Source organism: Pseudoalteromonas sp. MB47, assembly GCF_011319765.1.
Classification (GTDB): domain Bacteria; phylum Pseudomonadota; class Gammaproteobacteria; order Enterobacterales; family Alteromonadaceae; genus Pseudoalteromonas; species Pseudoalteromonas simplex.
Map to the genome: position 1 here is coordinate 102,743 of NZ_VFBD01000018.1, position 25,412 is coordinate 128,154.

20 protein-coding genes are annotated in these 25,412 nt (G+C 36.7%); all 20 read left to right on the forward strand.

All coding sequences use genetic code 11. The annotated features are described in order from the left end of the window. Nucleotides 1-187: 187 nt before the first annotated feature. Nucleotides 188-1,285 (forward strand): UDP-N-acetylglucosamine--undecaprenyl-phosphate N-acetylglucosaminephosphotransferase, encoded by a 1,098-nt coding sequence (wecA, locus tag IMPJCBKJ_RS09320; protein WP_166339951.1) that lies wholly within the window; start codon nucleotides 188-190, stop codon nucleotides 1,283-1,285. A 115-nt stretch (nucleotides 1,286-1,400) separates the two neighbouring features. Then, nucleotides 1,401-2,462, forward strand: a complete 1,062-nt coding sequence (wecA, locus tag IMPJCBKJ_RS09325) for a UDP-N-acetylglucosamine--undecaprenyl-phosphate N-acetylglucosaminephosphotransferase (protein WP_166339953.1) — start codon at nucleotides 1,401-1,403, stop codon at nucleotides 2,460-2,462. An 820-nt stretch (nucleotides 2,463-3,282) separates the two neighbouring features. Further along, nucleotides 3,283-4,401: a polysaccharide export protein gene (locus IMPJCBKJ_RS09330; protein ID WP_166339955.1), complete on the forward strand. Its 1,119-nt coding sequence runs from the start codon at nucleotides 3,283-3,285 to the stop codon at nucleotides 4,399-4,401. A gap of 8 nt (nucleotides 4,402-4,409) precedes the next feature. After that, entirely contained in the window at nucleotides 4,410-4,844 is a 435-nt protein-coding gene (locus IMPJCBKJ_RS09335) for a low molecular weight protein-tyrosine-phosphatase (RefSeq protein ID WP_166339957.1), read from the forward strand. Nucleotides 4,845-4,858: 14 nt separating this feature from the next. Continuing rightward, the gene (locus tag IMPJCBKJ_RS09340) at nucleotides 4,859-7,099 is read left to right on the forward strand and encodes a polysaccharide biosynthesis tyrosine autokinase (RefSeq protein ID WP_166339959.1); all 2,241 of its coding nucleotides are present in this window, start codon (nucleotides 4,859-4,861) and stop codon (nucleotides 7,097-7,099) included. Nucleotides 7,100-7,284: 185 nt separating this feature from the next. Beyond that, nucleotides 7,285-8,565: a Vi polysaccharide biosynthesis UDP-N-acetylglucosamine C-6 dehydrogenase TviB gene (gene tviB, locus IMPJCBKJ_RS09345; RefSeq protein ID WP_166339961.1), complete on the forward strand. Its 1,281-nt coding sequence runs from the start codon at nucleotides 7,285-7,287 to the stop codon at nucleotides 8,563-8,565. Between the two features lie 71 nt (nucleotides 8,566-8,636). After that, a complete protein-coding gene (locus IMPJCBKJ_RS09350; RefSeq protein WP_166339963.1) occupies nucleotides 8,637-9,662 on the forward strand; it encodes an NAD-dependent epimerase/dehydratase family protein in 1,026 nt (341 codons plus the stop codon). Next, nucleotides 9,663-10,943 (forward strand): flippase, encoded by a 1,281-nt coding sequence (locus IMPJCBKJ_RS09355; protein WP_166339965.1) that lies wholly within the window; start codon nucleotides 9,663-9,665, stop codon nucleotides 10,941-10,943. Next, a complete protein-coding gene (locus IMPJCBKJ_RS09360) occupies nucleotides 10,930-12,060 on the forward strand; it encodes a CapA family protein (RefSeq protein ID WP_166339967.1) in 1,131 nt (376 codons plus the stop codon). The genes IMPJCBKJ_RS09355 and IMPJCBKJ_RS09360 overlap by 14 nt, the downstream gene beginning before the upstream one ends. Then, on the forward strand, nucleotides 12,057-13,064 hold the full coding sequence (locus IMPJCBKJ_RS09365) for a hypothetical protein (RefSeq protein WP_166339969.1): 1,008 nt from the start codon (nucleotides 12,057-12,059) through the stop codon (nucleotides 13,062-13,064). Before IMPJCBKJ_RS09360 ends, IMPJCBKJ_RS09365 begins: the two co-directional genes overlap by 4 nt. 89 nt (nucleotides 13,065-13,153) lie before the next feature. Further along, a complete protein-coding gene (locus IMPJCBKJ_RS09370; RefSeq protein WP_166339971.1) occupies nucleotides 13,154-14,143 on the forward strand; it encodes a hypothetical protein in 990 nt (329 codons plus the stop codon). Nucleotides 14,144-14,158: 15 nt separating this feature from the next. Beyond that, nucleotides 14,159-15,256 carry a glycosyltransferase gene (locus IMPJCBKJ_RS09375; RefSeq protein WP_166339973.1) on the forward strand — a complete coding sequence of 366 codons (1,098 nt, stop codon included), beginning with the start codon at nucleotides 14,159-14,161 and terminating at the stop codon, nucleotides 15,254-15,256. Between the two features lie 35 nt (nucleotides 15,257-15,291). Further along, nucleotides 15,292-16,398 carry a glycosyltransferase gene (locus IMPJCBKJ_RS09380; RefSeq protein WP_166339975.1) on the forward strand — a complete coding sequence of 369 codons (1,107 nt, stop codon included), beginning with the start codon at nucleotides 15,292-15,294 and terminating at the stop codon, nucleotides 16,396-16,398. After that, nucleotides 16,391-17,725, forward strand: a complete 1,335-nt coding sequence (locus IMPJCBKJ_RS09385) for a phenylacetate--CoA ligase family protein (protein WP_166339977.1) — start codon at nucleotides 16,391-16,393, stop codon at nucleotides 17,723-17,725. Before IMPJCBKJ_RS09380 ends, IMPJCBKJ_RS09385 begins: the two co-directional genes overlap by 8 nt. A gap of 51 nt (nucleotides 17,726-17,776) precedes the next feature. Further along, nucleotides 17,777-18,886, forward strand: coding sequence for a glycosyltransferase family 4 protein (locus tag IMPJCBKJ_RS09390; protein WP_166339979.1), 1,110 nt, complete (start codon nucleotides 17,777-17,779; stop codon nucleotides 18,884-18,886). Further along, on the forward strand, nucleotides 18,883-19,821 hold the full coding sequence (locus tag IMPJCBKJ_RS09395) for an SDR family oxidoreductase (protein WP_166339981.1): 939 nt from the start codon (nucleotides 18,883-18,885) through the stop codon (nucleotides 19,819-19,821). Before IMPJCBKJ_RS09390 ends, IMPJCBKJ_RS09395 begins: the two co-directional genes overlap by 4 nt. 11 nt (nucleotides 19,822-19,832) lie before the next feature. After that, entirely contained in the window at nucleotides 19,833-20,381 is a 549-nt protein-coding gene (locus IMPJCBKJ_RS09400) for a sugar transferase (RefSeq protein WP_166339983.1), read from the forward strand. Nucleotides 20,382-20,750: 369 nt separating this feature from the next. Further along, nucleotides 20,751-21,134 (forward strand): four helix bundle protein, encoded by a 384-nt coding sequence (locus tag IMPJCBKJ_RS09405; RefSeq protein WP_166339985.1) that lies wholly within the window; start codon nucleotides 20,751-20,753, stop codon nucleotides 21,132-21,134. A 223-nt stretch (nucleotides 21,135-21,357) separates the two neighbouring features. Beyond that, entirely contained in the window at nucleotides 21,358-23,316 is a 1,959-nt protein-coding gene (locus tag IMPJCBKJ_RS09410) for a nucleoside-diphosphate sugar epimerase/dehydratase (RefSeq protein ID WP_166339987.1), read from the forward strand. 168 nt (nucleotides 23,317-23,484) lie between these two features. Continuing rightward, a complete protein-coding gene (locus IMPJCBKJ_RS09415; RefSeq protein ID WP_166339989.1) occupies nucleotides 23,485-24,651 on the forward strand; it encodes a nucleotide sugar dehydrogenase in 1,167 nt (388 codons plus the stop codon). The last annotated feature ends 761 nt before the right edge of the window (nucleotides 24,652-25,412 follow it).

The following is a 25,412-nucleotide window of genomic DNA, read 5'->3' on the forward strand; positions in this document are numbered from 1 at the left end:
ATTCGAAGTGGCTAAAGATTAAGCATCTGCTAAAATGAAACCCTAAAATGTAACGTGTTTACAAATTCGTCGGTAATAACTACAAAATGTTTACACTTTTTATGCTTACATGTCGTTAGTAATCCAAATTTTTGCTTTGTTTGTAAATCTTTAATAGTGCCAAGGATAAAATTGGCGCGGGGGAAACATGGACTTTTTCTTAGCTGTTCTGTCTTCTTTTGCTTTTTCGCTTGTAGCCATAAAAGTACTAAGACCATTTGCAATACGTTTTGAACTCGTAGACAAGCCTTGTGCAAGAAAACAGCATAACGGGCATGTTCCTCTAATTGGTGGAATAGCCGTTTTTTGCAGTGTTGTTTTATCGAGTAGTATTTGGTTGCCTGTAGATGTTGAGCTGGTTAGTTATTTATCGGCCGCAGGGTTAATGGTGATGTTGGGTGTTGTTGACGATAAACACAGCTTGAGCGTTAGGTTTAGGGTTGGTTTTCAGTTATTAATTGCCACCTTTATGATTGTTACCATAGATAGTTATTTAATAAATCTAGGAAACTTATTCTCATTTGGTGATGTAAACTTAGGCTATTTTGGGTTAGTTATTACTTACATCGCTGTGGTTGCCATGATTAATGCGTTTAATATGGTTGATGGCATAGACGGCTTACTCGGTGCAATGGCAATTAACACGATGGCATCTATTGCATTGTTACTGACAATAAAAAATCAAGAAAACCTATTCACTATTTTAATTATCTTCTCGCTCATTCCTTATCTAATTTTTAACCTTGGTGTATTTGGCACTCGTTACAGAAAAATATTTATGGGCGATGCGGGGAGCATGTTTATAGGTTTCACCGTAGTTTGGTTGCTTGTTATAAATACGCAAGGTGAAAATACTGGGTTTAGGCCTGTAACCGCGTTATGGATAGTGGCCGTTCCTTTGCTTGATATGGCTGCCGTTATTCTTTACCGAATTCGAAATGGACGTTCACCATTTCATGCAGACCGCCAGCACTTACATCATGTTTTACTTCGTTTAGGTTTATCTTCGAGAAGTACACTGTTACTTATATTCTTGCTTAGTGTGGCGTTTTCTATGGTGGGAATTTATGGAGAACAACAAGCTGTGAGTGAGTCTGTCATGTTTTTTAGCTTTTTATGCCTTTTTATTGTTTATTGCGCAGTGCTAAATAATATTTGGCGTATAAATAAGTTCGCAAAAAGATTGTCACTAAAAATAGTCCGTTACAGCAGGCAAGCTAAACCAATTAAAAAAGGAAATATCTGAATTTGTTAAACCGAGTTGTCTTTCCTTACGGTCCAGTTGCTCGGGGTATCGTTCTTGTATTACAATGCTCTGATTTTTCGGTTCTGGTTTCATAACACTCGGGTTAACTCTACTAATGCCATTTGAAATATTGTCTTTTATATTTAGTGCGTTTTTTATCACTTATTTACAGGTCTGGCTTGCAAAGCCAATCGCTTTCAAATGCGGATTAGTTGATAGACCAAATCACAGAAAATTACACGAAGGATCAGTCCCTTTAGTAGGAGGGATTTGTGTTTTTATAGGCATAAGCCTAAGTGTTATTATCTTTTTGCCGATGACAGTAGAGGTTGTGTCTTATATTTTGTTATCGGGTTTAATGGTAACAATAGGTGTAGTAGACGATTACAAAGACATTTCTGTTAAACCTAGGCTATTAACTCAAATAGCTATCGCGCTAGCAATGGTATTTTTTCTAGACTATAAGCTTTCGTCTTTAGGCAATCTATTTTCAGATACAAACATTCAACTTGGTTATTTTTCGGCTGTATTCACGGTACTTGCTGTAGTCGGTTGTATTAATGCATTCAATATGGTCGATGGCATCGACGGCTTAGTTGGGGTTTTATCTCTTATAGCCTTTACTGCACTTGCCTTTTTATTATTCAGAGCAGGGATTCAATGGTATGTGTTATGTGTATTTTATGTAGGTGCCATAGCCGCATACCTAATGTTTAACCTTAATTGGCCAATTAAGAAGTATAAAAAAATATTTATGGGCGACGCAGGCAGCATGCTAATCGGGTTTACTATTATTTGGCTTTTATGTATTGGCACTCAATCAAAAGAACCTGCTCTTGCCCCAGTTACTGCGCTATGGATTATTGCGGTGCCATTAATTGATATGGCTGCAATTATGATCCGAAGAATCCGTAAAGGTGACTCACCATTTAAACCTGACCGTGAACATTTACACCATATATTTATGCGAGCAGGTGCAACACCAAAGCAAACATTGTTTTTAATTGCCGGGCTTTCATTATTAATGACCTGCTTAGGTATTTACTTAGAACAAGTAAGCGAAACAATCAGTTTGCTAGTCTTTTTAGTTGTGTTTTTTGTATACAGCTACCTGATTACTCATATTTGGAAAGTGTTAACATTTATGAGAAAGCTAAGAAAGAAAACTACCGAGTAGAAATAGCCATAAGTTTTCAGCTGTCAGTTTGAAGCTAAACGGTGTTGTTTGTAGAGCTTTGACAAAAGCCAGCTCGTAGGTGGTACTTTAGTGCCGAAAATATTTGCACAAAGAGAAGTGAACGAGAAAAGAATGAGGAAACCAAAACATTACTTTCTCTAAAGCGCAGCGTCTCATAAGCTCATTGTGATAGTTAGGTCTTCTCTGTGTAGTGCGCAGAGCCTCTGTGCCCTCTGTGGTTCAATAATTCTTTTGCACAGATAGCTCAGAAGCAGCAGAACAAATACGCAATTCAAACTTAATAACACTTTTAATGAACTATCCTCTAAAGCGCAGCGCTCTCTTATCCTCTTTGTGAATATTGTTTTTTGGCTCTTATTTTCTATGTGAGTAATTGCTTAAAGCTACCTAATCCAAGATTCATCACCTAAAAATTGTAACCAAATCGGAAATAAGATTGATATTCTGGCCGTAAAAGATATAATTTAGCCGCTTTAAAGGATGTACATTACTAAAGGGAAGGTTAACTTTTAATCAAAGTTACAAATTAGGCTGCCTCTTCCAATAAATACGTCTTCATAATTTTGCAATACTTTAGTATAAAAAAGTGCAAAATAGTAAAAATTTATAGTACCTAATTAATTTTAAACACCGGCTAGATTCAACATGTACAAAGCCTTAGAAGTGTTGAATTACTTATGCGGGAATTATATCGGCCTGTTTGGTTTGTTAACTTGCGTATAACAAGCTCGCATGCTTTAATTAGCCAGCTTAAGCTAGCAAACGTTAATCAAAATACAACAATCTTTTGGGAAGAAGAATGGCGTTCAAATTTAAACTCCTTTTAGCATCTTTGTCTATTATCACAGTGAGTGGTTGTACGATTATTCCGGGTAGTCACTACGAAGGCATTGACTCAGGTGATCAAGTCGAAAATTTAGAAAAAGACCTCGAAAAAGTTAATATCCAAATTATTGACTCTTCATTAATAAATCAACAAAAAGCAAACAACAAAAAAGTTAGCCAACCTAATAGCTTAGCCGGTGTAAATGTAAGCGATTATGAATACAAATTAGGTGTAGGTGACGTATTAACGATTGGCGTTTGGGATCACCCAGAATTAACCATTCCTGCCGCAGTACAACGTACTGCAGAGTTCGACGGCTTCCGTGTACAAACAGATGGCACGATTACATTTGCCTATGCACCAAACATTAAGGCAGCTGGCCGCACAGTTGCACAAGTACGCCAAGACCTAGCTAAACGCCTAAGTCGCGTAATTGAAGACCCACAAATCGACGTAAAAGTAGTTGGTTTTAGAAGCCAAAAAGCTTACGTAACAGGTGAAGTAGAAAACCCAGGTGTTTACCCGGTAACTGAAATTCCACTTACGCTAATCGATGCTTTAAACCAAGCGGGTGGTTTAACAGACCGCGCTGATTGGCGCACAGTTACGTTTACTCGTGGTGACAAAACAGAAGAAATCAAACTAGACGATTTTTACGCTCATGGTGATATTTCGCAAAACCGTTTATTAAAGCATGGCGATATTGTGCATGTTAATCGCGACGATAAACAAAAAGTATATGTACTAGGCGATATTCAAAAAGCAGGCACAGTAAATGTTGACCGCTACGGCTTAAACCTAGCACAAGCACTTAGTGATACTGGCGGTATTAGAGAAGCAACAGCAGATGCAAATGGTATTTTTGTATTACGTAAGCGCGACTTAGAAAAAGACGGCATTATTGCTGATGTTTACCAACTTCACGCAAAGAATGTAGCTGCACTAGTACTTGCTGAGCAGTTTGAATTACAACCACGCGATATTGTGTATGTTACATCAGCACCGCTTGCGCGTTGGAACCGTGTAATTAGCCTATTATTACCTTCAGTATCAACAGTTGACTCTGTTAACGATATTTCGAATAACAACTAAGGTTAAGTATGTTTGACTCAGTATTAGTAGTATGTGCAGGTAATATTTGCCGTAGCCCAACTGCCGAGTATGTACTTAAAAGTAAGTTGCAAGGTAAGAACATTGCGGTATCGTCGGCAGGTTTAACTGCATTAGAAGGTAAACCAGCCGATGCAATGGCACAAAAGCTGACTCAAGAGCAAGGTATTGATATGTCGGCCCATGCTGGCCGACAAATTAGCTCGTCGTTAGTTATGCAAAACAGCGTAATTTTGGTGATGGAAAAACGCCACTTAGACGACCTATGCTCGCGTTACCCACAAGCGCGAGGCAAAACCTTTTTGCTAGGAAAGTGGATTGGCGACAAAGAGATCCCCGATCCTTACCGCCAAAGCGAAGAAGCATTTAAACATGTGTACGACCTAATCGATAGCGCCTGCAGCGCTTGGCAAAAGTATTTATAAGGAAACTTGCATTAATGAATGCTCAGCCTTCTAGCCTGTCTGGTAATAAATCCGGCAGTGCAAACACACAAAACTCTCAAGAAATCGATTTAATGGCGCTAGTAGGCGCCTTACTCGATCGTAAATATTTTATCGCTGCAGTTACTGCTGTATTTATGCTGGTGGGTGCTATTTACGCTATGTACGCAGCGCCAGTGTACCAAGCAAGCGCGATGATACAAGTTGAAGACAGCAGTGCATCGGTACCTGGTTTTGATGACATGAGTGGTATGTTCGAGAGTACCTCTGCGGCGGTAACCGAAATAGAGCTACTTAAATCGCGCTCAGTAATTGGTGAAGCGGTAGATACCCTAAATCTAGATGTAATTGTAGAGCCAAAACTATTCCCTATGATTGGTAACCGCGCATTCAGAAGTTTTAAGCCGCAGTCACCAGGTGAATTGGCTGAGCCAAGCTGGGGCGCTAGCTCATATGCTTGGGGCGGCGAAAGCATCGACGTTTTTAGATTCGATGTGCCAAGTTTTAATGTAGGTACAACGTTTATTATTGTTGCTCTTGAGAATAATCAAGTTGAACTGCAAAACGAAGATGGCGACACCATATTAACTGGTCATGTTGGTCAAGAGCTTTCTAACGGAATTATTGATTTAACTATTCGTAGTATTAACGCACGCCCAGGTACTGAATTTACAATTACTAAACGCGACCGCTTAAATACAATACTTGACCTGCAAGCGGCGATTGGTGCCAGTGAAAAAGGCAAAGACTCGGGCATTATTACCCTAACGTTACAAAGCGAGAGTGCCCAATACGCCGAAAAAGTACTAGATAAAGTAGCCTCTATTTATGTGCGCCGTAATATTGACCGAAACAGCGCAGAAGCACAAAAGTCACTCGAGTTTTTAGAAGTACAATTACCAGAGGTTAAAAAGCAGCTAGAGTATGCCGAAAAACGTTTTAACGATTACCAAATAAAGCAAAAGTCGGTAAACATTACCCTAGAGACCCAAGGTGTACTTGAACAAATTGTAGAGCTAGAAACTAAACTACAAGAGCTAGAACTAAAACGCCTTGAGTTAAGCCGTAAATTTAAAGAAAGCCACCCAACGTACCAAGGGGTGCTAGAGCAAATTGAAGCGGTAGAAAAACAAAAGAAAAACCTAACTGGCGAAGTAACTAACTTACCATCGACTCAACAAGAGCTATTACGCTTAAAGCGTGATGTTGAAGTAAGTAACCAAATTTACACTATGCTATTAGGTAAAACGCAAGAGCTAGACATTGTGCGTGCAGGTACGGTAGGTAACGTACGTATTATTGACCGCGCAGAGGTTAACTTATCTAAGCCAGTTAAGCCTAAAAAAGCATTAATAGTGGTAATGGCAACCATGCTGGGCGGCATGTTAGCAGTAGCCATAGTATTAATACAAAAAGCTATTCATAAAGGTATTGAAGACCCAAGCGAAATTGAAGGCCTTGGTTTACCTGTGTATGCAAGCGTACCGTTTTCTGATCACCAAGATAAGCTGGTGTCGTTTGGTAGAATGAAAAACCGTAAAACAACACAAGCTAACACCATATTAGCGGTAGAAAACCCAGCTGACTTATCAATAGAAGCTCTGCGTAGCTTACGCACCAGCTTGCACTTTGCGATGATGGAAGCTAAAAACAACGTAATTGCAATATCGGGCCCAAGCCCAGGTGTGGGTAAATCGTTTGTATCGGTTAACTTAGCAACGGTACTGGCACAGAGTGATAAAAAAGTGCTAATTATTGATGCCGATATGCGTAAAGGTTACCTACAAAAATCGTTTAACGATAAATGGGAAAACGGCTTAAGTGACTTTTTATCTGGCCGTTTAGAGCTTAAAAATGTAATTAAGCAAACTAAGGTACCAAACCTACACTTAATTACTCGCGGGCAAATACCACCGAACCCATCTGAGCTATTAATGCATGAGCGCTTCTCTAAGCTAATTGACACCATTAAGCAGCATTACGATATTATAATTATAGATACGCCACCAATTTTAGCTGTAACCGACCCAGCTATTGTCAGCGCCCATGCAGGTAGTACCTTATTAGTCACACGTTTTGGCCAAAACCACCTTCGTGAGCTTGAGCTGACCCGTAACCGTTTTGAGCAAAATGGTATTGATGTGAAAGGTGTGGTGTTTAATGGCGTACTCAAAAAAGCCAGTAATGCCTATGGGTATTATGGTTATTACAACTATGAGTACAAGTCGAGTAATTAAACATGAAAGGTTCATGGTTGGTAAAGAAGGCTTACGTAATAATATTTTAGTTTCTAGGCTTCTTGAGACTCTAAAATTATGGCTGAAACATTAGTCACCTAAATAGCAGATTCAAATAGTGTTAGCATTAAAGTTACAAGGTGTTTGCACTGATTTAAAAAATTTAGTTTAAGAGAGTATTTAAAATGCATCATTCATTAACGGACCTAAAGATTGGCATAATTGGTTTAGGCTATGTAGGTTTACCACTGGCAGTCGAATTTGGCAAAAAATATCAAACTTTAGGCTTTGACATCAATCAAGGTCGCATTTCACAACTACAAAGCGGCCATGACACGACGTTAGAAGTAAGCGATGAAGAATTAAAACAATCACCCAACCTCAGTTATTCACATACAGTAAGCGATCTAGAAAGCTGTAATACTTACATTGTCACAGTACCTACACCGATTGATGAGCATAAACAACCAGATTTAACGCCGCTTATTAAAGCAAGCGAAATGCTAGGTAATGTTATTAAACAAGGTGACATAATTATATATGAGTCAACGGTTTACCCAGGCGCAACTGAAGAAGCGTGTTTGCCAGTAGTAGAGCAAGTTTCAGGTTTGAAATTCAACCAAGATTTTTTTGCAGGCTACTCACCTGAGCGTATTAATCCAGGCGATAAAGAGCATCGTGTTACTAATATTTTAAAAGTAACAAGTGGCTCAACCCCAGATATTGCAGAATTAGTAGACCAACTTTATAAGTCAATCATTACTGCGGGTACTCACAAAGCGAGTTCAATTAAAGTGGCTGAAGCTGCAAAGGTTATTGAGAACACTCAACGCGATGTGAATATTGCTTTAATTAATGAATTGTCGATCATTTTTAATAAACTAGGCATTGATACACTAGAGGTGTTAGAGGCGGCGGGAACTAAATGGAATTTTTTACCATTCCGCCCTGGTTTAGTTGGAGGGCACTGTATTGGTGTAGATCCATATTACTTAACACATAAAGCGCAAAGCGTAGGTTACCACCCAGAAATGATTTTAGCAGGACGCCGATTAAACGATGGTATGGGTAAGCATGTAGTGTCTGAGCTTGTTAAAAAAATGCTTAAAAAACGAATTCATGTTGAAGGTGCTAATGTACTCGTAATGGGTTTAACATTTAAAGAAAATTGCCCTGACTTACGGAACACAAAAGTGGTTGATATTGTAACGGAGCTTAAAGAATACAACATCAATGTAGATTTGGTTGACCCTTGGTGTTCAAATGAAGAAGCTGAACATGAATATGGTTTATCGCTTACCAACGAGTATAAACAAAACTACTATGATGCAGTTGTAGTTGCGGTTGGGCATAATGAGTTCAAAGAGATGGGTGTAGAACAAATACGAGCGTTAGGCAAAGAACAGCATGTGCTTTATGACTTAAAATATGTTTTACCAAAAGATTGCGTAGATATGCGTTTATAAAACCATCATCTAAATAACTCATGGGGCGTAAGCCCCTACCAATTTCATCAAGTAAATCTTATAGGATTTCCATGACTCGTTACGAACAGATCAAAACAGAATTACAAGCTGACACGAAAACTTGGCTGGTAACTGGTGTGGCAGGCTTTATTGGTTCAAACCTGTTAGAGCATTTATTAAAATTAAATCAAACAGTAATTGGTTTAGATAACTTTGCGACAGGCCATCAACATAATTTAGATGAAGTGCAAGGTTTAGTCACTGCTGAGCAGTGGGAGAAGTTTACTTTTATCGAGGGTGATATCCGCAATTATCAAGATTGCGAAAGAGCCTTAGCTAATAATGTTGACTATGTGTTACATCAAGCTGCATTAGGCTCAGTACCACGCTCTATTGCAGACCCGCTTACAACAAATGCTGCAAATATAACTGGCTTTTTGAATATGCTACAAGCAGCAAAAGAAGCTAAGGTAAAAAGCTTTACCTATGCTGCAAGTAGCTCTACATATGGTGACCACCCAGCATTACCAAAAGTTGAAGAAAATATTGGTAATCCACTATCACCTTACGCAGTAACAAAGTATGTAAATGAACTTTATGCAGGTGTTTATGCTCGTACTTATGGATTTAAAACAATAGGATTGCGCTATTTTAATGTATTTGGTCAGCGCCAAGATCCTAATGGTGCTTATGCTGCTGTAATCCCTAAATGGACAGCGGCTATGATTAAAGGTGAAGATGTTTATATAAATGGTGATGGCGAAACTAGCCGTGACTTTTGCTTTATTGAGAACACTGTGCAAATGAATATCTTAGCAGCAACAGCGTCTGATGAAGCAAAAGACCAAGTTTATAATGTTGCAGTAGGTGATAGGACAACTTTGAATGATTTGTATAAGGCAATACAATCAGCGTTAAGTGAGATTAATAATGTAAATAATGAAAAGCCAATATATCGTGAATTTAGAGTTGGTGACGTTCGCCATTCGCAGGCTGATGTGAAAAAAGCCATCAAATATTTAGGGTATTTTCCAGAGTTTAGAATTTTAGATGGAATAAATAAAGCAATTCCTTGGTATGCAGGAATTTTAAATTAAATGCCAATAGATTTAGGGCGTTTAATTAAACGCTTAACTAAAAGTAAAGATGGAAAAGTCCTAGCTAGTAACTTCGGTTATCTCCTGTTGTTCCAAATTGCTAGTTATGCTTTTCCATTAATAACACTTCCATATTTAGCAAAAGTACTTGGGGTTAATGGTTTCGGCAAGATAGCATTCGCGGCCGCTGTTATTTTGTGGTTTCGTACTATAACAGATTGGGGATTTAATTATACAGCCACTCGAGATCTAGCAAGGAATCGTGATAACCCTATAAGGTCAGCTCAAATCTTTTCTAATGTACTCTGGTCTAAAGTGTTCCTTAGTATTCTTTCATTTATTTTCTTATTACTCCTAATATATACAGTTCCATATTTTTATGAAAATAAAGAGATATTGATTTTTACGTTTAGTTTGATACCAGGGCATATTTTATTCCCTGAATGGTACTTTCAGGCTTTAGAAAGAATGAAGTATATAACAATTATAAATTTGATTTCTAAGGCTCTTTTTACAATATTGATTTTTATTGTAATAAAAGATAAAAGTGATTTTTTATTACAGCCTTTACTAGTTTCGACAGGCTATGCCGTTTCTGGTTTGTTTGCGTTATATATTATTGTAGTGAAGTGGAAAGTTAAAATCTACAAGCCAGAACCAAGAGTAATATTCAAGATGATAAAAGAAAGTACAAATGTTTTTATAATTAATTTCTTACCTAATATATATTATGGGTTTTCTACAGTGCTGTTAGGTTTTTTGAGTGGCCCTGCTGCTGTAGGTGTCTTAGATGCTGGGCGAAAACTTTTATCAATTTCAGAACAATTTATGCAGGTGGTTTCTAGAGTCTTTTTTCCATTTTTAGCGAGAAAAGCTGATAAGCATAAAGTTTATGTGAGAATACACCTTACTCTTTCCCTGTTTTTTTGTTCTATTTTGTTTTTATTTGCTCCAATTTTAATTGAACTTCTTCTAACAGAAGAGTTTCATTCTGCTGTAAATATTGTGAGAATAAGTGCATTCTCAATAATATTTTTATCATTTCGTAATATTTATGGAACCAATTACCTCATTCTTCACGGTTTCGAAAGAGAATCAAGGAATATAATACTATTTACTTCCATTTTTGGATTTTTGATTGCTTTTCCTTTAATTCATTACTATGGGTATCTTGGCGCTGCATTGACTGCGACTTTAACACATGCCTTGCAAGGTGGCTGTATGTACAGAAAGGCAAAAAAAGTTGAAATTTGGATAGAGAGAAAAAATGCTCGATGTTGATATGAAATTATTAATTACAGGCGATTTAGCTATTACTCGAAAATATAATGTTACTGAGAACCTAGATAAAGCTATAGTTGAGCTTTTTCAGGGATCAGATTTTAATATTGTAAACCTTGAGGCCCCAATCACCTCTTCTACGAGTAAAATAATAAAGACAGGACCGCATCTAAAAGCCGAACAAGAAAGTACGTTAGAACTTATCAAGCGTTTAAATATAAATGTTGCAGCGTTAGCTAATAACCATATAAAAGACTATAACGAGAGAGGTGTTTTAGATACACTTGATTTTTGTAAAAGAAATAATGTGCTTCCTGTTGGAGCTGGCGCAGACTTAAGTGAAGCTTCTCGTACCAGGGTTATATGTAATAATAAAGTTAATGTTGCTTTGGTGAATATTGCAGAGAATGAGTGGGCTAGCGCTGAAGAAGACTCCGCTGGCGCTAATGGTATGGATTTCATAAAAGATCTGAAAAGAATAAGGCAAGCAAAACAAGATTATGATCATGTGATTGTTATTGTACATGGAGGTCATGAGTTTTATTCCTTACCTAGCCCAAGGATGAAAGAGCAATATCGATTTTATGCCGAATGTGGCGCTGACCTCGTTGTTGGCCACCATACTCACTGCGTAAGTGGGTATGAAATCTACCAAAGTGTACCAATATATTATAGTTTGGGTAATTTTTTGTTCACTGAAAAAAGCAAAAATAATGATTGGTATGATGGGTTGATACTAGAAGTTGAATTTATTAATGGAAAGTTAAAAACAAATATCCACCATGTTATGCAAGAAAAGTCAAATTATAAACTTATTCTGCCTAATAATGGTGTAAATAAAGTGTTAGAGAAGGTAGAGGAATTATCCACTGTTATTACTGACAATGCACTCTTAAACAGGTGTTGGGATGATTATGTTCAAACTAGAAGTAAGGCTTATTTAAACTATTGGTCACCCAAAGTTTTTATAAAAAATAAGCTATTAAGTATACTTTTAAATAAATTAAAAATAAACTTTTCGAATATTAAAGGTCTTTCATATTATTATAATCTAATACGGTGTGAGGCGCACTGTGATTTATCTAAAGCTGTAATAAAGGGAAAGCTTAAAAAATGAAAATAGCAATTCATCATAGAGAGGGGAGTTTTTCTGACCGTTGGATTATTTTTTGCGAAAACAATAATTTAGACTTTAAAGTTGTAAATGCGTTTGATAATGACATAATTGAGCAGGTAAAAGGGTGTGATATTTTCCTATGGCATCACCACCATAACTTGTTTAAAGATGTTATAACTGCAAAAAATATACTATATGCCCTTGAGCATTCAGGTGTCAAAGTTTTTCCTAACTTTAAAACTGGTTGGCACTTTGATAATAAAGTTGCTCAGAAATATTTATTCGAGTCTATTAATGCGCCAGTAGTGCCTAGTTATGTATTCTATGATAAGAAAAGTGCATTGAAGTGGTGTGAAGAAACGTCTTTCCCAAAAGTTTTTAAATTAAAAGGGGGGGCGGGGGCTGCAAATGTAAGGTTAGTAGAAAGTAAGAAGCATGCACAAAGACTCATCAAGCAGGCTTTTGGTAGAGGTTTTCCACAGTTTAACAGAGTTACGCATTTAAAAGACACTATAAAGAAATATAAATCAGGCCAAAACAACTTATTTTCAGTCGTTAAGGCTTTATTTAGAATGATAGTAATGTCGGAATTTGCGAAACAATATCCCCCAGAAAAAGGTTATATCTATTTTCAAGATTTTATAGCACAGAATGACTCTGATTTAAGAGTTATAGTTATTGATAGTAAGGCATTTGCTGTTAAAAGATATGTTCGAGATGGTGACTTTAGAGCTTCTGGCAGTGGAGTTAAAGCTTATGATAGAGAATGTATTGACCTCAAATGCATTAAGATCGCATTTGAAGTAAATAGTGTTATAGATTCTCAGTCAGCTGCTTTTGATTTTATTTGGGATGAGAATGGAGTGCCTTACATGGTTGAGCTTAGTTATGGTTTTGCTATAGACTTCTATGATCCATGCCCAGGCTATTGGGATGAGAATCTTAAGTGGCACTCAGGCTCTTTTATTCCTCAAGAATGGATTATAAAAAGTCTGCTTAAATGATTTCACCCTCGAGTTAATTTCGAGATGTTTTTATGTAGCTACAGTTTACTGGCGAGTAGTTACTAGTAGTATTTCAAATAAGAATTATCATGCTATTAACTAACTGTTCAATAGATAGAAAGCTAAGTGTAAAGTTGTTTTACTTTTTACTTTCTTTTTCTATTTCTTTTATTATATTTTTATTCTTTTCAAGTATCAATGGTTATTTAGAAGCTAGTATAGATAGGAATAGTTATCTCCAATCCTTTGCTAGGGGGCAAACTTTTTTTGATTATTTTGATGAGCACTCTATTCTTACGTACTTTACAAGGGAATGGCTTTGGAATGAAGGTGGAGAACTTTTAGTTAGTTATATTGGTAGTGCCGACCTGTATTTGCTTTTAATATCTTTTATTATATTGCTGGTTTTTATTTCTTTCGTTATATATAAAACAAACTTATTTTATATAGTTTTTATTATAAATCCACTGTTCATTGATCTTGCCTTTTCTCAAGTTAGAATTGGTGTTGCATTTGTTTTTCTTTCTTTAGCTTATATTCTTCGGCAGAAAAAGTTTTTATTAGTGACTTTTATATTGATGAGCTTATCTATCCATACATCTTCTGTAATTTTTGTTTTAGGGTATTTTTTAATATATATTTCAGGGCATTATACTGATTTAAGTCAGGGGGGTAGGTTTAATTATGTGGTACTTGTTGCATTTGTTGCATCCTTTATGATGGGCCCGATGCGAGAAATTATTTTAACATTCTTAAACGATAGGAGAGCAGAATATCCAGATGTATCTAGTGGTATTATGTATATGTCTTATTGGATAGTACTTTTGTTTACTTTTATGATAGCTAAAAGTAAGGTTTACTTAGATAACTTATCTCTCTTTGCAATTTTTATATTATCGGTAGCTTGTTTTAATGTTGTTTTTGGTTTCTATAGTGTCCGTTTTATTGCTGTAGGGTTACCTTTTTTCGCATACGCTATTCATAAATCTTTACATCCTCTTACATTAAAGGTCTACATGCTTATCGCATATAATTCCTTCAATATTTTACTATGGTATTACTGGGTATTAAAATTTTAACGTTGTTGGTAGTTTATGGAAACTAAAAAGTGTACATTTTTTGTTAGCTCACTTTCAGGTGGTGGAGCTGAAGCTGTCTGTATAAATATTGCGAATGGGTTGGCTGAAAGGGGGTGGGATATTGATTTGATTATACTGAATTTAAATAATCCAGATTATATTTCCCGAATTTCAAGTGATATTAATCTTGTTAACTTTAAAGTCAGTCGTGCGCGATACGCTTTACCAAGTATTATAAAATATATGTTAAAAGTGAAACCTAAGAAAATTCTTGTATTTAAGTATGAGTTAATTGACTTGACTATAATTGCTAAAAAGATTTTGAGGTCAAAGGTTTCTGTTATAGCTAGGAATATAAGTGTTTTAAGTGAAAGTCGAGCTTTAAATAAATATAATTTATTTGAGAAATTAACAAGGAAGTTTTTTGGAGTTCCAATAGAAAAAGTAGACTGGGTTATAAATCAGTCTTTTGAGATGGAAAAAGATTTAATTAGTGTTTACCCATCACTCACTCACAGAACTTCAGTCATTCATAATCCTGTTTCTTCTTTAATTGAGGAGTATAGAAGAAATAACCCTTTACCTAATAAAAATGATTGTAAATATATACTCTGTGTTGGCAGGTTGGAAAAAGTTAAAGCTTTTCATAATGCTATAATTGCTTTTTCTTTAATTTCTAAAAACTATCCGCAAATACGTTTGAAGATAGTTGGTAGAGGCAGTCTTGAAGGTGATTTGAGAGGGTTATGTCATGAATTGAATATATCAAATAAAGTTGATTTCGAAGGGTTCCAAAGAAATATTATACCTTATTTTTTAGGTGCTAGAGTTACATTGCTTACTTCATTATATGAAGGTTTTCCCAATGTCTTAATTGAATCATTAGTTTTAGGTACTCCGGTCGTTTCTTTTGATTGTCCTAGTGGCCCTAGAGAAATTCTAGATTATGGTCGCTGGGGTAGGCTAGTTACTCCTGGCGAAACCCAAGAGCTTGCAAATGCTTTGATGCAAGAGCTTGATTGTACTTCGCCAATTGATCTAAATGAAAGAGCAAACTTTTTTTCTGTTAGTAAAGCGATAAAGTCTTACGAGAGCGTTATCTTATCTGTTTAGTTTTTGAACTAACAGCTTAAAATTAGAGAATAAAAATGCATATTACTCATATTATTATAGGATTAAAAGTAGGTGGTGCAGAGTTAATGCTTGAGCGCCTAATTACCCAAACAAGTAATAAGAGCGGAGTCAAACATTCAGTAATTTCTTTTACTAGCTTGGGTGATATTGGTTTGAGACTCATAAATGCAGGAGTTGTTGTTAAAACTCTTGGCATGAAAGGATTCCCATCTTTTATTCTAGCTTTCCCGTACACTCGTATGATACTTAAGGAGTTAAAGCCCGATCTAGTTCAAACATGGATGTATCATGCAGACTTTATTGGTGGGCTTGCAGCTCGAACATTAGGTATCAAAAATGTGATTTGGAATGTACGCAATACAAATGTGAAGAAAGACAGGTTAGGTAGCTATTTGTTTAGACGTATGTGTGGGTTTTTTTCACATATATTACCCAAGCATATTATATATGTTTCTCATTCAGCCAAAAGAGAGCATTCTAAAAATGGGTTTATGTTTAGTAATTCAACAGTCATAGGCAATGGCTTTGATACTGATAAATTTAAATTTTCTCAAGAGCATAGAGATTTTTTTAGAAAGGAAATACAGCTTAGTGATGACGAGATTGCTGTTTTTTCTGTAGGTCGGTTTGATAAAGCTAAGGATCATAAAACATTTATAAATGCTATTTGTAAGGCAAGAGAAAAGAATCCTAAAATTAAGGGGATTTTAATAGGCAGGGGAATCATACTTGAGCAATTTGATTTAACAGATACTCAGATGTCTGGGTTTATTAATGTTGGTCAAGTAAGTAATGTACATGAGTTATTATCTGCAGCTGATATCTTTTGTTTGCATTCTATAACTGAAGGGTTTCCAAATGTGCTTGGTGAAGCAATGAGTGTCGGCTTACCTTGCATCGCTACTAAGGCAGGAGATGCTGAATTAATATTAGAGCAGCCTCATTATACAGTTGATGTTGGTGACTATTATTTAATATCTGATTTAATTTTAGAGCTATCAAAAAGTGTTTTTTTAGATTCTGTCGGGAACATAAATCGAGAGCGGGTAATTAACTTTTATTCATTAGAGCAGGTGATATGTAGTTACATTGATTTATATAAGGAGGTTTGTTTTGAATAGATTTTTTAGTGCGTTACCAATCTTTTTACAAAATTGTGTAATCACAATTTATAATACATATCAGTATAAGATTCGCCACTCTGGTTGCTACTCTAATTATTTTGATTACTTCTCAAAGTCTTCATTGCTTTCTAAAGAGGAAATAGAAATTGAGAAAGAGAAAAGATTAAAAGATTTACTTGAACACGCTTTAAATAAATCTGATTTTTATTCGGCTTTACCAAAGGGTTCTACTTTAGAACGTTTTCCCATCCTTAATAAAGAGGATATTGTCAGTGACTTAAAAAATATTGCTACCATAAAAGAGTGTGATGCTGTAGTTAGTTTGACTGGGGGGACAACAGGGTCTTCTATGAAAGTTTTATATACAAAAGAAAATATTCAAGAAAGACATGCATTATTAGATCACTTTCGTTCTCAATATGGTTATAAATTAGGGAAAAGGTGTGCTTGGTTTAGCGGAAAAAATATCGCAACCTCTAAAGATGTAATTAATGGCAATTGCTACAGGGATGATTATATAAATAAAATCAGATTTTTCTCTACTTTTCATATTACAGAAAAAAACTTTGATTCTTATTGGTCGGCTTTTACTCAATTTGCACCTGAGTATATTGTAGGTTTCCCATCAAGTGTTTATGAATTATGTGCAATGGCCAAATCGAGAGGTTTATCATGCCTAAATAAGGTAGTGGCTTTCTTTCCTACTGCAGAAACTCTTTTGCCAATACATCGGGAAGTTATTAAAAGCGTATTAGGGTGTAAAATAGCGGACCAATATGCTTCTTCGGAAGGAGCACCCTTCATATTAGAATGTGAACATGGAGGTCTTCATATACATCCTTTATCAGGTGTTTTTGAAGTAGTAGACGATGATTTACAACCTTCACAAGAAGGTGAGATATTAGTTACCTCATTTACAACATGGGGCACACCTTTGATTCGCTACAGGATAGGCGACAGGTTAAAACTCTCTTCGAGTCAGAAATGTATGTGTGGTTCTGAATTTACTTTAGTAGATAAAATTGAGGGCCGTAATACAGATTATATTTTGTCACCTGACAACGGTAAGGTTAACTTAGGTAATATAAGTAATGCTACTAAAGACATTAAAGGTATTATAATGTTCCAAGTTTTGCAGGATGATATTAATGAAGTTGATGTAAATGTTGTCTGCAATTCCTATTTTGATAATAAGGAGCAGGACCACTTTAAAGAAGCATTAATTGAACGGTTTGGGGGAATGAAAGTTAATATTTATTTAGTCAAAAGTATACCAAAGGAAAAAAGTGGTAAATTCAGAATTGTTAAAAATAACTTAGTATAAAGTTGAGTGGGAAGTATAACTTTTAAATTTAGGTTTGGTAGTGAGTTCTAAATGAAAATTCTATATATAGTGAATGTTGATTGGTTTTTTATCTCTCACCGTTTACCTATAGCATTGGAAGCTATGAAAAATGGATATGAAGTACATATTGCATGTGGTGTAACAGATAAAAAAAGTTACTTAGAGTCTTTAGGGATTTTTGTTCACCCCTTGCAGCTTACTAGAAGCGGCACTAGTTTAGTTAAAGAGTTGAAGGTTCTTGCTGAACTATGGCGAATTACTAAGTCAATTAAACCGGAAGTGACTCATACTGTCACCATCAAAGGTGTTGTTTATGGAGGTATTGTTACTCGCTTACTTAAGACTAAAGTTCGTGTGGCGTCCATTTCTGGTTTGGGATATGTCTTTATTGATACTTCAATGAAAGCTAAGCTTTTGAAGAATATTATAAAGAAATTTTATAGTTTCGCTTTAGGTGTTGATACACGAGTAATCTTTCAAAATAAAAATGACAAAACTATTTTTGTTGATGGTAATATCATTAAACCTTCTCAAAGCTTGCTTATAAGAGGTTCCGGCGTTGATCTGAATCAGTTTAAATACTTGCCTGAACCAACATCACAAAAAACAGTTATGTTTTTAGCGCGATTACTGAAAGACAAAGGGCTTATAGAGTTTTGCAAAGCTGCTGAAATTGTCAATAAAACCGAGAATGCTAAATTTGTTTTAGTAGGTGATTTAGACCCTGATAATCCTAATTCAATCACTGAAGATGAATTAAATACTTATACTAATAATAGTACTGTTGAACATTGGGGCTATTCTACAAGCGTTGAATCAGTAATTCCGAAATCGCATATTATGGTTCTTCCGTCTTATAGAGAAGGGTTGCCTAAAAGCCTTCTTGAAGCTGCAGCATGTGGGCGAGCAGTTATAACTACTGATGTGCCAGGGTGCAGAGATGCTATAGAGCCAAATTTAACAGGGTTACTTGTAAAAGTTAAAGACTACAAAGAGCTTGCCAAAGCGATACAGAAACTATTACGCAATGATGATTTAAGAAAGCAATTTGGTGAAGCTGGAAGGAGTTTAGCTGAAGAGTCTTTCTGTATAAATGATGTGGTTGCCAGACATTTGACAATTTATAGAGGTGAGAATTGAAGTTATTGATAACGGGGTACTCTGGCTTTGTTGGTAATTCTCTTTGTGAAAAAATGTGCAATACACATCAACTTCATTTATTGGGCCGAAAAGACTCTGATTGTGGAGTCGTTTTTAAAAGTAGTATTGATAAAGACTCAAATTTCTCTGAATCACTCACAGGTGTTGACTGTGTTATACATAGTGCGGCACGAGTCCATGTTATGAATGATGACTCTGTAGATCCTCTAGCTGAGTTTAAAGCTGTTAATACTCATGGCACGCTTAATTTAGCTAAACAAGCTGTGCAAGCTGGAGTTAAACGTTTTATTTTTGTTAGCTCTATAAAAGTAAATGGTGAGAGTACAACAGGCCGCTTACCGTTTGACGCAACCGACCATCCTGTACCAGAAGATCCTTACGGTATATCAAAAGTAGAAGCTGAGCAGCAATTGTTAGAGTTAGGTGAGAAAACAGGTATGGAGATAGTTATAATTCGCCCTCCTCTGGTTTATGGTGAAGGAGTTAAAGCTAATTTTGCTTCACTAATGCGTTTGGTTGCTAAAGGGTTACCGCTACCATTTAGGCTAATTAAAAATAATAAACGAAGCCTAGTTTCTGTTTATAACTTGGTCGATTTAATTAAAGTGTGTATTGACCACCCAAATGCAGCTAATCAAGTGTTTTTAGCTAGTGATGATCATGATTTATCTACTGCCGAAATGGTTGCACTAATGGCTAAAGTACAAAATAAACCCAATTTGGCTATACCTGTGCCTGTTTGGTGTTTTAAGCTAGCTGGTAAATTATTAGGCAAACAAGCCGTTATCGATAGGCTAACAGGCTCGCTCCAATTAGATATTACACATACAAAAAATACACTTAATTGGTCACCACCTTACTCTGTTGAGCATGGCTTTGAGCTAGCAGCTAAAAGCTTTCGAAAAAATAGTTAATGGATTTATAAATGATACGCTTATTAGACTTTTTGTTTGCTTTATTTGGTTTGTTATTTGCCTTACCATTTTTGCTTGTTTTATATGTTATTGGTTTGTTTGATACAGGCTCACCTATTTTTACTCAAGAGCGTGTAGGTCGTAATAAAAAGCCATTTACTCTGGTTAAGTTTAGAACCATGAAGGTTGATACTGCCTCGGTTGCAAGCCACTTAGCGAGTACAGCATCTATCACCCCTTTTGGCGGCTTTTTGCGTAAAACTAAGTTAGATGAGCTACCACAACTTTGGAATGTGCTTAAAGGTGAAATGAGCCTAGTAGGACCACGCCCTGGTTTATTTAACCAAGAAGAGCTTACAGCAGCACGTGATGCTAAAAATGTTTTTGCAGTACGCCCTGGTATTACAGGTCTTGCACAAGTGAACGAAATAGATATGTCGACCCCTGAGTTACTTGCAAAAACAGATCGTGAGATGATCGATACCCTAAACTTAAGTAATTACTTTAAATATATTCTTATGACGGTGACCGGTAGTGGTAGTGGGGATAGGATTAAGTGAAAGGTTACTAGGTTCTAGGGAAATTATTAGGTTCTAGGGAAATTATTAGGTTCTAGTGAATGACTAGGTTCTAGTGAAATTATTAGGTTCTAGTGAAATTATTAGGTTCTAGTGAAATTATTAGGTTCTAGTGAATGACTAGGTTCTAAGGAAATGACTAGGTTTTAGGGAAATGACTAGGTTCTAGGGAAATGACTAGGTTCTAGGGAAATGACTAGGTTCTAGGGAAATGACTAGGTTCTAGGGAAATGACTAGGTTCTAGGGAAATGACTAGGTTCTAGGGAAATGACTAGGTTCTAGGGAAGTGACTAGGTTTTAGGGAAATGACTAGGTTCTAGAAGAAGTCTAGAGAACTAAGGATGGTAATTATGCAATTTGAAAAACTGGATGTTTGGAAAAGAGCTTCTCGTTTAGCTTGTGATATCTATAAAGTTACTAAAGATTGTAAGGATTATGGCTTTAAAGACCAAGTAACGCGTTCAGCTGTTTCTATTCCCTCTAATATAGCCGAGGGAATAGAACGTGAAACTGCGAATGATGAATCTAGATTTTTGTATTATGCTAAAGGTTCTGCTGGTGAGTTAGTTACACAGCTTTATATTGGCGTTGAAATTGGATTTATTGAAAAAGAGCATGGATTAAAGCTAGTATCCGAAGCTAAAGAAGTTGCAGCTATGATCGCTTCGTTAATAAAGCGAAGAAAGGGTTTCGTTAAAGAGCGAGAGTCTATTTATGATATTGGTAGCTCCTAGCTCCTAGCTCCTAGCTCCTAGCTCCTAGCTCCTAGCTCCTAGCTCCTAGCTCCTAGCTCCTATATTTTCTTTTAATTTCAATAGCTAATGAATTTGTATTAGATTGTGGCACTTTAGCCTTTTTGACGTTATAATTTATAAAATTTTAACAATTATTAAGCTTAGAGTAAGTTATGGATGCGATACTTTAAGTTTGCTGTCGTTACAAGAAAGGGAACTTGTTGTGGATAAATATATTCGCGCTGTACTGAGTGCCTCCCGCGCCAAAAAACGTATAATTACGTTACTCTTTGATTCGTTTTTTATTATCTCGGCATTTTGGCTAGCCTTAATAGTTAGGCTCGATAGCATCTCGCCACTTTATAGCTTTGATAACTGGCTTGTACTGGCTTTGTTACTTCCTACTTCGTTATTTGCGTTTGTTAATTTAGGTTTATATCGCGCAGTACTTCGGTACATGAATACTCATGCGCTTTGGGCTATTGTGTTTGGTACATTAATAAGCACGGTTTCGTTGGTTTTAATTTCGTTTTTTATTGGTACAAGCATACCGCGTACTATGCCGTTTATTTTTGCTTGGCTTTGTTTACTTACTGTAGGTGGCTCGCGCATTGTTGCTCGCTCTATGATTGGCCGTTTAACAACAGCTAATAAAGAGTCGGTTATTATTTATGGTGCAGGCTCTGCAGGTAGGCAGCTAGCAACTGCATTAAACACGGGGCCTGAGTATTATGTACGTGCCTTTATAGACGACGATACAACAAAGCAAGGCTCTATTATTCAAGGTATACCTGTTTTATGTTTTAAAGGTATTTATGACCTTGTAAATAAAGGCCCTGTTAGTAAAGTATTACTTGCTTTACCCAGCGAAAGCCGTGCCCGCCGTAAACAAATTTTAGCTCAGTTAGAACCGTTGAAAGTGACCGTACTCTCTATACCAGGTATGGCTGATGTGGTTGAAGGTAAAGCGAAACTCTCTGAATTCAGAGACGTTGAAATAGAAGATTTATTAGGCCGTGACCCTGTAGACCCAAAACCAGAGTTAATGGCAGCTAATATCACCGATAAAGTAGTGATGGTGACAGGTGCTGGTGGCTCTATTGGCTCTGAGCTATGTAGGCAGATAGTTAAGCAACAACCTAAAAAGCTTGTATTGTTTGAAGTAAATGAATTTGGCTTATATTCAATCGAAAAAGAACTGAGTGAGTATATTACTCATAATAATTTAAACGTAAAGCTTGTGCCAATAATGGGCTCTGTGCAGCGTATTAACCGAATTGAAACTGTAATGGTGGCCTTTGGGGTACAAACTGTGTACCACGCAGCGGCTTACAAACATGTACCTTTAGTTGAACACAATGTTGTCGAAGGGGTGCGTAATAATGTATTTGGTACTTATTATGCTGCTAAAGCTGCGGTAAACGCGAAGGTCGAAACCTTTGTACTTATCTCTACCGACAAAGCAGTACGCCCAACCAATGTTATGGGGGCAACTAAACGTATGGCTGAGCTTTGTTTGCAAGGTCTAGCGCAAAATAAAGGTAAACAACACTCTACTCGTTTTTGCATGGTACGCTTTGGTAATGTACTTGGCTCAAGCGGCTCGGTTGTGCCATTGTTCCGCAGGCAAATTAAAGAGGGCGGGCCAATAACCTTAACTCACCCAGATATTACTCGCTTTTTTATGACCATACCTGAAGCTGCACAGCTTGTTATACAAGCTGGCTCTATGGGTAAAGGCGGTGATGTATTTGTACTCGACATGGGTGAGTCTGTAAAAATTAAAGACCTCGCGACAAAAATGATTCGCCTTTCAGGCTTTGAAGTAAAAGACGATACAAACCCGCATGGTGATATAGTGATAGAATGTACCGGCCTTCGCCCGGGTGAAAAATTGTTTGAAGAGCTATTGATTGGTGACAACGTTGGCGAAACATCGCACGAGCGTATTATGACTGCAAACGAAGTTATGCTGCCACTCCCTGAGCTGAATGTGTTTTTAGAAGCGCTAGATATTGCATGCCATAACTTTGATCACCAAACGATTCGCCAATTACTACTTGATGCACCAACAGGTTTTAACCCAACTGATGGTATTTGTGATTTAGTTTGGAATGCAAAACAAGCTAAATCAGTTGCAAATGATGAACAGACTAATAAGGTTGTTAACTTTAAAGGTTAGTTAAACTTAACGACTTTACCCTTCTTTTTGCATCTGCGTTGTAATTATGCAGATGCTCTTAATTTGTTTCTAAAAAATAGCGGTAAGAAACAGAAAAGTGCTAAAATTTAGGTTATTCATTTTGAGAGCTTAGTATCTCAGTTATAAATTAGCTTTAATGGTAACCTTATGAAAATTGCAGTTGTTGGTACGGGCTACGTTGGCCTCTCAAATGCGATGTTGTTAGCGCAACACAGTGAAGTCATCGCCTTAGATATTGATGAGCAAAAGGTTGCTCTATTACAAGAAAAAAAATCCCCTATACTTGATACAGAAATTAGTGACTTTTTACAAAATAAGCCACTTAATTTCACTGCTACAACTAATAAAGAGTCTGCACTTTTAAATGCAGAGTTTGTTGTAATAGCCACTCCAACTGATTACGACCCAGAAACTAATTACTTTAATACTCGCTCGGTAGAGTCGGTAATTGCTGATGTGTTAGCAATAAACCCAACCGCTACCATGATCATTAAGTCAACAGTGCCTGTAGGTTATACCAAGGCGGTTAAAGAGCAGTTCGGTACTGATAATATTATTTTTTCGCCTGAGTTTTTACGTGAAGGTAAAGCGCTATACGATAACTTATATCCATCACGCATTATTGTGGGTGAACAAAGTGAACGCGCCAAAGTGTTTGCAAATTTATTGGCAGAAGGCGCTGTAAAAACAGGCATTGAAGTATTATTTACTGACTCAACCGAAGCTGAGGCGATTAAATTATTTTCGAACACTTACCTAGCAATGCGTGTAGCTTACTTTAACGAGCTAGACAGCTACGCCGAAAGCCATGGTTTAGATGCAAAACAGATTATTGAAGGTGTAGGCCTCGATCCACGTATTGGTAAACACTATAACAATCCATCGTTTGGCTATGGCGGTTACTGTTTACCAAAAGATACCAAACAGCTTTTGGCTAATTACCAAAATGTACCGAATAATATGATCCGCGCGATTGTTGATGCCAATACAACCCGTAAAGATTTTATCGCTAAATCTATAATTAAACGTAACCCTAAAGTGGTAGGTATCTACCGTTTAGTGATGAAGTCAGGCTCTGATAATTTTAGGGCGTCTGCTATTCAAGGCATTATGAAACGCATTAAGGCAAAAGGTATTGAGGTGGTCGTTTACGAGCCAACCTTTGAAGGAGAAACATTCTTTAATTCGCGTGTAATCAAAAACCTTGATGAACTTAAAACTATCTCTGATGTAATAGTATCGAACCGCATGGCCGAAGAGTTACTAGATGTAGCAGATAAGGTTTATACCCGCGATTTGTTTGGAAGTGATTAATGCGAAATAGCTGTCAGCTGTCAGTTTTGAGCTGAATATGCATATTCGCCGCTGAGGTGATAGGTGGCATCGTAGGCGTGAAATTTACTTCGCGCGAAGATCTTGATTGAACCACTGAGGGCATAGAGGAAGAGAAGGAGAGATTCAAATAGTGTTTCTCTTCAACGAGGTGTCTCATAATCCTAATGTGATCATTTGGTTTCTCAGTGCAGCGCGAAGCGCCTCGGTGTACTTTGTGGTTCAAAGTGTTTTTCTATATTTAATCTAATTAGAACCACAGAGGACATAGAGAGCACAGAGGTAGAGAAGGTTAGATAAGACCTTTTTAAATATTGGTTTCTCAGTGTAGCGCGGAGCGCCTCGGTGAACTCTGTGGTTCAAATGTGTCTTTACACTAAGAGAAAAGCTAGCCATGAGTGTCAATGTGAGTGTACATATTCGCTGCTGAAGTGATAGGCGACACTGTAAGTGTGAAATTTATTTCGTATGAAGAACTTGATTGAACCACAGAGGTCACAGAGAACACAGAGGAAGAGAAGGTTAGATAAGACCTTTTCAAATATTGGTTTCTCTATGTAGCGCGGAGCGCCTCGGTGAACTCTGTGGTTCAAATGTGTCTTTACACTAAGAGAAAAGCTAGCCATGAGTGTCAATGTGAGTGTGCATATTCGCTGCTGAAGTGATAGGCGACATTGTAAGCGTGAAATTTATTTCGCGTGAAGAACTTGATTGAACCACAGAGGTCACAGAGAACACAGAGG